The sequence below is a fragment of the Bifidobacterium adolescentis ATCC 15703 genome (assembly GCF_000010425.1).
Lineage (GTDB): Bacteria > Actinomycetota > Actinomycetes > Actinomycetales > Bifidobacteriaceae > Bifidobacterium > Bifidobacterium adolescentis.
Genome location: NC_008618.1, coordinates 780558 through 791824, shown reverse-complemented (window position 1 = coordinate 791824; position 11267 = coordinate 780558). Strand labels below are relative to the sequence as shown.

The 11267-nt window shown below is 62.3% G+C and carries 8 protein-coding genes; 5 read left to right on the top strand and 3 right to left on the bottom strand.

Annotated features, from left to right (window positions below; translation table 11 throughout):
• Positions 1–50: 50 nt before the first annotated feature.
• Genes zwf through pgl form a run of 3 tightly spaced genes read left to right on the top strand, consistent with a single transcriptional unit; the run spans position 51 to position 3384 of the window.
• The gene (gene zwf / locus BAD_RS03355) at positions 51–1613 is read left to right on the top strand and encodes a glucose-6-phosphate dehydrogenase (RefSeq protein ID WP_011743063.1); all 1563 of its coding nucleotides are present in this window, start codon (positions 51–53) and stop codon (positions 1611–1613) included.
• Positions 1610–2557 carry a glucose-6-phosphate dehydrogenase assembly protein OpcA gene (locus BAD_RS03350; RefSeq protein ID WP_011743062.1) on the top strand — a complete coding sequence of 316 codons (948 nt, stop codon included), beginning with the start codon at positions 1610–1612 and terminating at the stop codon, positions 2555–2557. Before zwf ends, BAD_RS03350 begins: the two co-directional genes overlap by 4 nt.
• 35 nt (positions 2558–2592) lie before the next feature.
• Positions 2593–3384, top strand: a complete 792-nt coding sequence (pgl, locus tag BAD_RS03345) for a 6-phosphogluconolactonase (protein ID WP_041777281.1) — start codon at positions 2593–2595, stop codon at positions 3382–3384.
• Between the two features lie 522 nt (positions 3385–3906).
• Here the strand turns inward: pgl and gndA are convergent.
• The 3 genes from gndA to BAD_RS03330 form a co-directional block, all read right to left on the bottom strand.
• The gene (gndA, locus tag BAD_RS03340; protein ID WP_041777280.1) at positions 3907–5355 is read right to left on the bottom strand and encodes an NADP-dependent phosphogluconate dehydrogenase; all 1449 of its coding nucleotides are present in this window, start codon (positions 5353–5355) and stop codon (positions 3907–3909) included.
• Between the two features lie 120 nt (positions 5356–5475).
• The gene (locus tag BAD_RS03335; protein WP_011743059.1) at positions 5476–8064 is read right to left on the bottom strand and encodes a bifunctional lysylphosphatidylglycerol flippase/synthetase MprF; all 2589 of its coding nucleotides are present in this window, start codon (positions 8062–8064) and stop codon (positions 5476–5478) included.
• A gap of 50 nt (positions 8065–8114) precedes the next feature.
• Positions 8115–9515, bottom strand: coding sequence for an alpha/beta hydrolase (locus BAD_RS03330; RefSeq protein ID WP_011743058.1), 1401 nt, complete (start codon positions 9513–9515; stop codon positions 8115–8117).
• A gap of 139 nt (positions 9516–9654) precedes the next feature.
• Between BAD_RS03330 and BAD_RS03325 the strand changes: the two genes are divergently transcribed.
• Together BAD_RS03325 and BAD_RS03320 are read left to right on the top strand one after the other, a co-directional pair.
• Positions 9655–10428, top strand: a complete 774-nt coding sequence (locus tag BAD_RS03325; protein ID WP_011743057.1) for an ABC transporter ATP-binding protein — start codon at positions 9655–9657, stop codon at positions 10426–10428.
• On the top strand, positions 10425–11213 hold the full coding sequence (locus tag BAD_RS03320) for an ABC transporter permease (protein WP_011743056.1): 789 nt from the start codon (positions 10425–10427) through the stop codon (positions 11211–11213). Before BAD_RS03325 ends, BAD_RS03320 begins: the two co-directional genes overlap by 4 nt.
• Positions 11214–11267: the final 54 nt, after the last annotated feature.

Here is an 11267-nt window from a genome sequence, read left to right as displayed (position 1 = left end):
TTCGAATTCCCTTTGGTGGCGAGTGGAGCCCGCGCGTTAGTATGAAAGGCATGAGTGAAACCGTTTCAACCGCATCCAACGCGGCCGACGCATGGACGAATCCGCTGCGCGACCCGCGCGATCTGAGACTTCCCCGCATCGCAGGCCCATGCAGCATCGTGATTTTCGGCGTGACCGGCGATCTGTCCCGTAAGAAGCTGCTCCCCGCCATCTACGATCTGGCCAACCGTGGCTTGTTGCCGCCAAGCTTCGGTCTGACAGGCTTCGCACGCCGCGACTGGACCGAGGACCATTTCAAGGACTTCGTCAAGGAGAACGTGCAGGCGCATTGCCGTACGCCGTTCAAGGAATCGACTTGGAAGCAGCTTGCGGCCGGTATCCGTTTCGTACAAGGCACGTTCGATGATCCGAAAGCGTTCGAGCGTCTGTCCGACACGGTCGCCGAGCTTGACCGCGACCGTGGCACGCGCGGCAATCACGCGTTCTACATGTCGGTGCCGCCGCGCGCGTTCCCGCAGGTGTCCCGTCAGCTGGCCGACTGTGGTCTGGCGAAAAGCGACAAGGGCGCTTGGCGTCGTGTGATCATCGAAAAGCCGTTCGGTCATGATCTGGCCAGCGCCAAGGAGCTCGATCGCGTGGTCTCCGAAGTGTTCGACCCGTCGAGCGTGTTCCGCATCGACCATTATCTTGGCAAGGAGACCGTGCAGAACATGCTGGCGTTGCGTTTCGCGAACGCCATGTACGAGCCGATCTGGAACAACAATTACGTCGACCATGTGCAGATCACCATGGCCGAGGACATCGGCGTGGCTGGTCGTGCCGGCTATTACGACGGTATCGGCGCCGCACGCGACATCATCCAGAACCATCTTCTGCAGCTTATGGCATTGACCGCCATGGAAGAGCCGGTCTCCTTCTCCGCCGCCGATCTGACCGCCGAGAAGACCAAGGTGCTCTCCGCCGTGCGCCTGCCCAAGGATCTGGCCGCGCACACCGCGCGAGGCCAGTACGCCGCCGGATGGCAGGGATCGCACGAGGTGGTCGGCTACTTGGACGAGAAGGGCATCGATCCCGAATCCACCACCGAGACCTATGCCGCGATCCGCCTGGACGTCGACACCCGCCGTTGGGCCGGCGTGCCGTTCTATCTGCGTACCGGCAAGCGCCTGGGCAAGCGTGTCACGGAGATCGCCGTGGTGTTCAAACGCGCCCCGCATCTGCCGTTCGAATCGACCGCCACCAAGGAGCTCGGCAAGAACGCCGTCGTGATCCGCGTGCAGCCCGACGAGGGCGTGACCATGCGCTTCGGCGCGAAGGTGCCGGGCGGCACGTCGATGGAGGTGCGCGACGTGTCGATGGACTTCGGCTACGGTCGCTCGTTCACCGAATCCTCCCCTGAGGCATACGAACGCCTGATCCTCGACGTGCTGCTGGGCGACCCGCCGCTGTTCCCCACCACCGAGGAGGTCAACCTTTCGTGGAAGATCCTCGACCCGATCGAGGAGTTCTGGTCGACGCTCGGCCAGCCGCAGCCGTATCGTTCCGGCACGTGGGGGCCGGAGGAGGCCGTTGAAATGCTCGCCCGCGATGGACACCGTTGGAGGATGCCGTGATCATTACCCTGCAAGACACCGAGACCCGCGAGATCTCGGCGAAAATCGACGAACTGCACGAGGAGCGCGGCGAGGCGGCCCTGGGCCGTGTGCTCACCCTGCTCATCTCCACCAACGAGGCCGAGCTCGAGCATGATCTCGAAGTCGCCAACAATGCGAGCCGCGAGCATCCCTGCCGTGTGATCGCGGTCGCCCCGAGCAGCCGCAAGATCAGCCCGGAAGAGGAGCATCCCACCTTCCTTGACGCCGAGATCCGCTTCGGCTCCGACGCCGGTGCGGGCGAGATCATCGTGCTTCGTCCGCGCGGCGGTCTGGTCCGTCACGCCGACACCCTGGTGATCCCGCTGCTCGTGCCCGACGCCCCCGTGGTGGCATGGTGGCCGAACGAGGCGCCCGCGAATCTGTCGAAGGACCTGCTCGGCTCCATGGCCAGCAGCCGCATCACCGACGCGATGCACTCCTCGAACCCGCGGCGCACGATGGACGATCTGCGCCGCAACCGCTCCGCCAAGGACGTGGACATGTCGTGGACACGCCTGACCGTATGGCGTGCGATGATCGCCTCGATGCTCGACCAGCCGCCGCACCTGCCGGTGAGCAATGTGCGCGTGACCGGGCAGAAGGATTATCTGCCGTTGGATCTGCTGGCCGCATGGCTGCGACTGCGCCTGAACGTGCCGGTGATGATCGAGGAGGATCCGAACGCCACGGCCGTCACCGGCGTGTACCTGACGCGCGGCGACGGCGTGCTGAGCCTGGAGCGCCCCTCCACCGACGACGGGTTCGCCGTGATCAGTGTGCCCGGCCAGTCGCCGCAGACCATCAGCGTGCCCGCGCGCACGCTTGAGGAATGCCTGAGCGAGGAGCTTGGCCGCCTCTACCCCGATGAGATCTACAGCGAGGTCGTCTCGCAAGGACTGGATCTCGTCAAGCCCAGGCAGTAGCCACCAAGCGTCGAACCATAATACAAGGAGTGAACGTGACAGAACGTAAAACCGTCGTATACCCCAATCCGCAGGTACTGGCGGAGGCTGTGGCCGCGCGCACGCTGCTGACCATCATCGATCTGCTGGCCGAGCCGAATCGTAAACGTGTGGATATCGCCGTGACCGGCGGCACCGACGGCAACCGTGTGTTCGCCGCGATGAACGCCAGCCCGCTGAACGATGCCGTGGACTGGAGCCGTGTGCACATGTGGTGGGGCGACGAGCGCTTCGTGGCGGCCGATGACGACGACCGCAACGCGAAGCAGGCTCGCGAGGCCTGGTACGGTGCGCTTGTGGAAAGCGGGCGCATGCCGGCGGCGAATATCCATGCGATGCCGGCCGATACCCGCGGCGCCGAGGAGATCGCCGCCGCCTCCCCCGAACAGACCGATGCGGTGCTGGCCGAGGCCGCCGCGGAGTACCAGCGCGAGCTCATCGAGCAGTTGGGCGAGAATCCGGCATTGGATATCGCGATGTTCGGCATGGGGCCGGACGCGCATTTCGCGTCCCTGTTCCCCGACCACGGCGAGGCCGAGATCGACGACCCGCACGTGCTGGTCGCAGGCGTGCGCGATTCGCCGAAACCGCCGCCGCTGCGCCTGACATTGACCGTGCCGATGATCGCCCGGTCGAAGCATACGTGGGTGTTCACCTCCGAAGAGCGTAAGGCCAGCGCGGTCAAGGCCGCCTTCGCCCAGCGCAACAACCCGCATGCCCCAAGCTCCTACGCCGATGGCGAGGAACTGCTCTGGCTCATTGACGAGGGTGCCGCTTCCAAGTTGTGAGGTTCATCCGAAACAGGTAACAGGGGTGTCCCGCGACTCATGCCGTGAGACACCCCTTTTTTTTGAGTGTTGATTGATTGTTGAGTGTCGTTTTGACGCAGGTTCCCGCTGGACTGCAGCTTCGTAGGCGGTTTCGCGTTTCCGTAGGCGGTTGCCCCAAGTATCGGGGTCATGGAAAAGGCCGGTTTCCGGCCTTTTCCGCAGCAGGCTCCCAAGACCAACCACCTATGGAACGCAAAAACCACCTACGGAATCCCAATCCGCCGCCTATTTCGCCCCATAGCTTCCGAAAACCTCTCGAAAGGAGGTTAGACGATGGCATTAGACTCCCCTAGAAACGCAAATGGGATGCATCACAACCACAAGTACCATTCGTTCTGCTTACGGAGCGACACTATGCTCCGTCAATGCAACGGTACGGCAATATCGCAGCTCAGTAATATGCATATGCCAGAGGTCTTGCAATGGAACACATCGCAAGACCTCTGGCATATCCGCCCTGACACGGAGGCAAGGAAAAGATCAGGCTTCGATCTCTTCGCGGCCCGGCTCGGCCCACAGGGTGTGGAACGCGCCCGGCTGGTCCACGCGCTGGTAGGTGTGGGCGCCGAAGTAGTCGCGCTGGCCCTGGATGAGGGCGGCCGGCAGACGCTTGGAACGCAGGCCGTCGAAGTAGGACAGCGACGAGGCGAACGCCGGGGTCGGCAGACCGTTGATGGCGGCCTGGGCGACCACGTTGCGCCAGGACTTCTCGGCGTTTTCGATGGCGTTCTTGAAGTACGGGGCGAACAGCAGTGACACGTTGGCCTCGCCGGATTCGAACGCTTCGGAAATGCGGTTGAGGAACTTCGCGCGGATGATGCAGCCGCCACGCCAGATGCGTGCCACGGCGGCGAGGTCGATGTCCCAGCCGTATTCCTTGGCGGCGGTGGTGATCTCGTTGAAGCCCTGTGCGTAGGCGACGATCTTGGAAGCGTAGAGGGCCTGGCGGATGTCTTCGATGAAGGCCTTCTTCTCGTCGTCGTTCAGGTTGAGCTTGCCGTCGGGGCCGGCGAAGCCCTGCTTCTGGGCTTCCTCACGCAGGTCGGCTTCGGAGGACAGGCCGCGGGCGAACACGGCTTCGGCGATGCCGGTGACCGGCACGGCGAGGGACAGTGCGGTCTGCACGGTCCAGGTGCCGGTGCCCTTCATGCCGGCGTGGTCGACGATGAGGTCGACGAGCGGCTTGCCGGTCTTCTTGTCGACCTGGTGCAGCACTTCGGCGGTGATTTCAATGAGGTAGGAGTCGAGTTCGGTCTTGTTCCACTCCTCGAACACGTCGCCGATCTCGGCCGGGGTCATGCCCAGGCCGCGGCGCATGAGGTCGTAGCTTTCGGCGATGAGCTGCATGTCGGAGTATTCGATGCCGTTGTGCACCATCTTGACGAAGTGGCCGGCACCGTTGAGTCCGATGTGGGTGACGCACGGTTCGCCTTCGGCCTTGGCCGCGATGGATTCGAAAATCGGCTTCAGGGTCTTCCAGGATTCCTCGGAACCACCCGGCATCATGGACGGACCAAGCAGGGCGCCTTCCTCGCCACCGGACACGCCGCAGCCGACGAAGTGCAGGCCGCGGGCGCTGATTTCCTTCTCGCGGCGGATGATGTCCGGGAAGTAGGCGTTGCCGGCGTCGACGATGATGTCACCCGGCTCCATCAGGTCGGCGAGCGCGTTGATCATGGCGTCGGTCGGCTCACCGGCCTTGACCATGATGATGGCGGTGCGCGGCTTGACGAGGCTGTCCACGAATTCCTCAAGCGTCTTCGCCGGATAGAACTCGCCTTCGCCGCCATGCTCGTTCATGAGCTTTTCGGTACGGGCGTAGGTGCGGTTGAACACGGCCACCTTGTTGCCGTGGTGAGCGAGATTGCGTGCGAGGCTGCCGCCCATGGCAGCCAGACCGACGACGCCGACGTTTGCTTCAGCTGACATACTGTTCCCTTTCATGGAGAAACGTAGTACTTTTTATGAACCTTCCCCAGTGTAGCCCCGAGCGCACCCAAAGCGACGGCCCATCTCAGGGATGACGGGCCGTCAACCAATCACATGGTTTCAGTTCGTTTTCGTAGGCACGATGGTGCGTACGAATCGCATGGCTTCGGCTGGGGTGAGCGACGGCACGTAGGCCTGCGCGACGGCAAGCGAGATCTGCGGCAGTTTCGCCGGATCCGGATAGCAGATGTACACTTTGGCTTCATCCGGATGGAACTTGAGTTTGAAGCGGAACAGGGAGTGGAATCCGTAAGCCGGTTCCATGATGTCGGCCACCATCTGCAGCACGTGGTCGAGTACGGCGCTCTCCCCCTGTTCGTGGCCTTCGCCGCTCATGCCGGCAAGTGGCGCCGCGGACAGGCTCATGAATCGCACTTCGCCTTCGTCGCGCAGCCGTTCGGCCATGCGGGCGATGAGGAATTCCATGATGCCGTTGACGCTGTCGGTACGGTGACGCATGAAGTCGAGCGTCCATCCGACCACTTTGCCGTTCTCATAGGTCGGCAGCCAGCTGGTGACGCCCAGCACCTTACCGTCCGTGTCCACCGCGTACAGCAGTTTGACGCGTGGATCGACCAGCTCGTCCACGCCACCCAGGGTGAAGCCCATTTCAGGCAGGGCCTTCTCACCGGCCCATTGCGTGGAGATCTCACGGATCTGCGTCTGCACGGAGAACGGCGATTCCTTGAATGTGGCGAGCACGTCGGTGATGCCGTCGCGCTTGGCTTTGTTGATGGCGGTGCGCACGTCCTGCCATTTCTTGCCGCGCGTCTGCCATGCGGCCGGGTCGATCACCATTTCGGTGCCGACGTCGAGCGCGTTCCAACCGGCGGAGACCAACTCGTCACGTTGTTCGGCGTGCACGCTGTAGAACACCGGCGTCAGGGAACGTTGGGTACAGAAGCCGGCGAACGCACGCAGATCGTCCTCATATTCGTCGGGGTCGCCGAAAGGTCCGGTGACGGTCAATGCGATGCCATACGACACGCGGTAGGCGATGGCGGAACGGCCGGTGGCGGAGAACCAGTAATCGTTGCCTTTCCAAGTGGCCATGAACGACATGGATTCGCCGCCGAGTCCGATGATCTCGTCCACGCGGTGGCGGTACGCGTCGTTGATCATGGAACGGTCACGCAGGCCATCCCATGTGCAGCACAGCGCGACCAGCCAAAACATCGGTCCGACGCACTGGTAGACGATTTCGGAAAGCAGTCCGACCGGCACGAACGCCGGTTCCACGCCACTTAGCAGGCCAATCGGCAGCAAACGCTGCACGTAGTCTGCGATCAGATCGACCAGCAGCGGCGTTTCGTTGAAGCCGGACGGCATGGACAGGCCGTAGCCGACGTACAGCAATCCCAGTAATACGAATGCGGCGAACGTGATGGCGATACCGCGCAGCACGGTCTCGCTTTTCGTGCGAATGGTGAAACATGCGCGGAACAGGATGATGATGACGATGCACAGCAGCGGCAACGCCATCGTGGCCAGCATCGCGTGGAATGCGCCGTGCCGTTGCAATGCGGATATCGCATCCATGTATGCACCGGCGTCGGAGCCGTCCACGTAGGACAGCGGAATAGCCACATAGAACACCGTCGATAGGGCAATGGTGCATGCGTTGAACACGATGCTGAGCGTGGCTGCGAGATGACGGCCTCGATACAGACCCCAGGCGATGAGCAGCAGCATCAGCGTCGGCGTGATGGATACCAGCCAGTTGCCGGGCATGGTGAAACGCATCATGCGGTATTGCGTGAAGCAGTCCGTATGCGAGGCGCCGCTGAGGCAGTCGACCACACGTCCGGTGTCGAAGTCGGTGGAGCCGGTCAACAGTCCGAACATGGACAGCAGGCCGAACGATTGGCGTGACGAGACGGCGACGAGCGAGCCGATGGCCTGCACGCCCGCGACGATGCCGATAAGCCGACGCGTTTCGTAGATGGCGCCATGCCGGTATTCGTCGCCATGTGTGCGGGAGGCCATCAGATAGCCGAGCACGTGGCCAATCACCGAAGCGGCAAGCAGGCAGTAGTCGCTCACCTCGCCTCGGTAGAGGAACATGATGAGCACGACCGCATAGCCGATCACGCGGATACGGCGGCGCCACAGCATGGTTGTGAACGCGCTGGCGCACATAAGGGTGCCGGCGACGAGAATCAGCGGACCAAGGATGGCGCCATCATGCGAGATCGCATGCCATTGGGGGCTGCGCCCGTCGGATAGGGAGCACAGTCCCATGCCCAAGGCCACGCCACCCAGTGTGGTGATGACGGACACCCATGCGGTTTTGATTTTGCCGATCACCGATTCGGCCAGGCCGAACGCAACCAGCATGAGCGGAACGTCGATGAGCAGACGGCCCAGATTCGGCACGTACAGCATGGATATCGGCGCGGTGTACCAGCGGCCGCGTGCGAGCGCTTCGAAACTTACTTTGGCCAGGCTCGGCGGGAACGGCTGACGTATGAGCGCGCACACGATCTGCGTGCCCACGTTGATGAGGATGACGAACAGCACGAGGCAGACGGTGAGCAGGTGTCGTCTGATCCATCCGGCCAGATCGGCGAGCAGCGCGCGGAAGCCGAACAGTGGTTTCGCGGGTGATGCCTCGGCTGGTTTAGCAGGTGCGGTTTGCGTTTGAGTCATTTCTTTCCTTTTCTGGGATTCTCAGGCTTGCGGGTTTGTGTTCAGAATCGTCATATCGTGATGCGTTTGAGATTCGGATAGTCGGATAGGTTCGGGTTCGCACCATCCAGTCCGGTGTCGTGGCCGAATACGGCGAGCCCGTAACGCAGCACGTCCTGCACGGCGTGCCAGTCGTGTGCGTTGCCGGACGATTCGACGGCGGCGACGCGCATGCCGGCTTTCGCCGCGACCGGCGCGATTGTTTTGACGTTGCGTATTGAGGTGGTGTCCTTCTCCCCCGCGCCTATGATGAGCATCTGATGGGTGGGCGCGTGGTTGCGGATGGCGTTGACCGGCACTTGGTTCTCATAGGCTGTGGTGTCGCCGTCGAAGAACCGGTCGATCATTTCCTGTCGGCTGCCGTTGGTCGGTTTGATTTCGCTGTCGGTGGGAATCATGGTGCCAAACAGGTCGGGATGGTTCACGCCGATCTGCAGCGAACATGTGGCGCCTTGCGAGAATCCGGCGATGGCCCAATCCTTGGCATCCTGTGCGGCGGGCAGGTTGGTTTTCACCCAGTCGACCACGTCCTGCGTCAGGTAGGTCAGCGCATTGCCGTACACCTTCGAATCCACGCATAGCGTGTTGTGCGAATCGGCGCCAAGCTGATCGGCTGCGATGACGATTGGGGCGAGTCCGTCGTGGGTTTTCGCATATCCGTCCATCATGGTTTGGATGCCGCCGGCTTGGAAGACGCGTCCCGGACTGCCCGGCTGCCCGCTCAGCATGAGGACGACCGGCAGGGCCGGCTTGCGTTTCGAGTCGGCCAATGCCGCCGGAGGCAGGTAGACGAGGGCTTTGCGTGCTTCAAACTGCGATTTCGTGGCCGGAATGTCGATTTTGTTGACGGTTCCGTTCGCCGGAATATTGCGGATTGTGCCGTTGGCGGCCTGTTTGCGCCACTGTGCGACGGTGATGAGGTCCTTGCGTTTGGCCAGTCCGGTCAGATCGGCTTGGCTGTAGGAATCCTCGCCGAACAGCGAGCCGATGGTGGCGTATTCGCCGTACGATTGGTCGATACCGATCGCCGCGGCCAGTATCGCGAATACGGTCAAGATGGCCGCGGCCACGCGCATCATGCCCCTGCTCAACACGATATGCGCGATGGCGAAACCAGCGATGGCGAAACCAGCCGCCACCCAAGCCATCACACGGGATCCCAATCCGACGCCGAACACCACGAACACGTCGGACAGCAGCCAAGCTACCACATAGCCGATCATTCCGGACACGGCCGCAACGCCGATCGGCAGCACGGTAGCCAGTATGCGTCCGTCCCGTTTCGAAACGGCCGCGCTAACCAGCAGGGTTACGGACAGCACTGCGACGACGGCGAACGCCGCCGCCGGAAACCAGCCTCCGACCAGGCTTATGTTCATAAGCCACTGACGCATCTTTCCCATCCCCAACATATAGGTTTTCCTTCAACTTGACAGTTGTAGTACGCAAAATAACGGGCACGCGTCATCCTTATGGCTGATTTCGCCTCAAAACTCAGGGAAAACCCTGAAACCGCCGTGAACCGTTCGCTATTGGCGTATGGTTTTGGCTATGACATACGTATTCGAAGCATCGAACGTGCGCTGTTCGATTATGGTCGACGGCGAACGCCGCACCATATTCTCCGGATTGTCCTTCGCCATCGAGCCTGGCGAAATCGTGGACTTGGTCGGACCGTCCGGCGCAGGCAAGAGCTCGCTGCTGACCGCTTTCGCACGGCTCAATCCGCGCGCGTCAGGCGATTTACGGTTGGATGGCCGTTCCGCCGACGATTTCACCCCGCAGCAGTGGCGCGCGCAGGTCGCGTACCTGCCGCAGAAGCCGGTGCTGTTGGGCGAGACGGTGGCGCAGGCGATTCGTCTGCCGTTCACGCTTGCCATACGCCAGTCGGCGAGAACGAAGCAGGGGCCGCGCAGAATCTCCCCCACCGATGCGTTGCCGGACGGCAGAATCCGTGAAACCTTGGACAATATGGGCTGTGCCGACATCGATCTGAACCGTCCGCCGCACGACTTGTCCGGCGGTCAGGCGGCGCGCGTGAGCCTTGCGCGTACGTTGCTGACCTGTCCGAAGGTGCTGCTCGCCGACGAAGTGGACGCCGGATTGGATGACGACAACGCCGAGAAAGTGGCGCGCATCCTCGCCAAAGCGGCGGCGGACGGCATGGCGATCGTTCGTATCCGGCACCGGCCGCCGGATGGCCGTGCCACACGTGTCATGCGTCTTGCCGATGGCACGCTCACGCAGTCCGGCAACGCCGAAGCGGACGGTACTGCGACGGGTAGTACTTCGACGGGTAACACGGTAGAAGGGAGCGTCGCATGAACGGCAACTACTATGCGATCGACATCTGGGGTCTCATCGCCGCGCTGGTGATGGTGGCCATCGCCGCCGGCATCTCCGAAACCATGCGTATGGGCGTGGGGCGCACGCTTCTGTGGTCGGCTTGCCGTGCGCTGCTGCAATTGTGCGCGATGGGCTTCATCATGGAGTACGTCATCCGTTCGAACAATCCGTGGCTGGTGCTGCTGCTTGTGGCGTTCATGCTCATCGCGGCCGTGCAGATCACTCTTTCGCGTGCGAAAGGTGTGCCGAAGGGCTTGGCTGGACCGGTGTTCCTGAGTCTGGTCGTGACCATGCTCATCATGATCTCGTTGGTCACCGAACTCATCATCCGTCCGCAACCGTGGTATGCGCCGCAATTGGTGGTGCCGTTGACCGGCATGCTGCTGGGCAACACCGTTTCGGCGTTGGCGGTGGGGTTGAGCCGGTTCTTTGAAAGCATGAAGGAACGTCGTGACGAAGTGGACACGCTGCTGGCGTTGGGTGCCACCACGTGGGAGGCGGCACGTCCAAGTATCGTCTCGTCGATCCGTCTGGGATTGCTGCCCACCACCGCGTCGCTCGCCTCCGCCGGCATTGTGGCGGTGCCGGGCATGATGGCCGGTCAGATCATCGCCGGCGGCAACCCCATCGACGCGGCGAAATACCAGTTCATGATTCTCGCCACCATCGCGGCGCTTACGCTGCTGGCGGACAGCATCATCATGCTGATGGTCTATAAACGTTGCTTCACCGCGCTCGACCAGTATCAGCCGGTCAACGGCTGATACTGCGATATCCCGTATAGAAAAAGCCGTTCATTCCTTGCGATTGCTGGAATG

Bases quoted from the DNA above. Each gene is read 5' to 3' on its own strand.
- zwf (WP_011743063.1), top strand. From the start codon at position 51: ATGAGTGAAACCGTTTCAACCGCATCCAACGCGGCCGACGCATGGACG.
- gndA (WP_041777280.1), bottom strand. From the start codon at position 5,355: ATGTCAGCTGAAGCAAACGTCGGCGTCGTCGGTCTGGCTGCCATGGGC.
- BAD_RS03335 (WP_011743059.1), bottom strand. From the start codon at position 8,064: ATGACTCAAACGCAAACCGCACCTGCTAAACCAGCCGAGGCATCACCC.
- BAD_RS03330 (WP_011743058.1), bottom strand. From the start codon at position 9,515: ATGTTGGGGATGGGAAAGATGCGTCAGTGGCTTATGAACATAAGCCTG.
- BAD_RS03325 (WP_011743057.1), top strand. From the start codon at position 9,655: ATGACATACGTATTCGAAGCATCGAACGTGCGCTGTTCGATTATGGTC.
- BAD_RS03320 (WP_011743056.1), top strand. From the start codon at position 10,425: ATGAACGGCAACTACTATGCGATCGACATCTGGGGTCTCATCGCCGCG.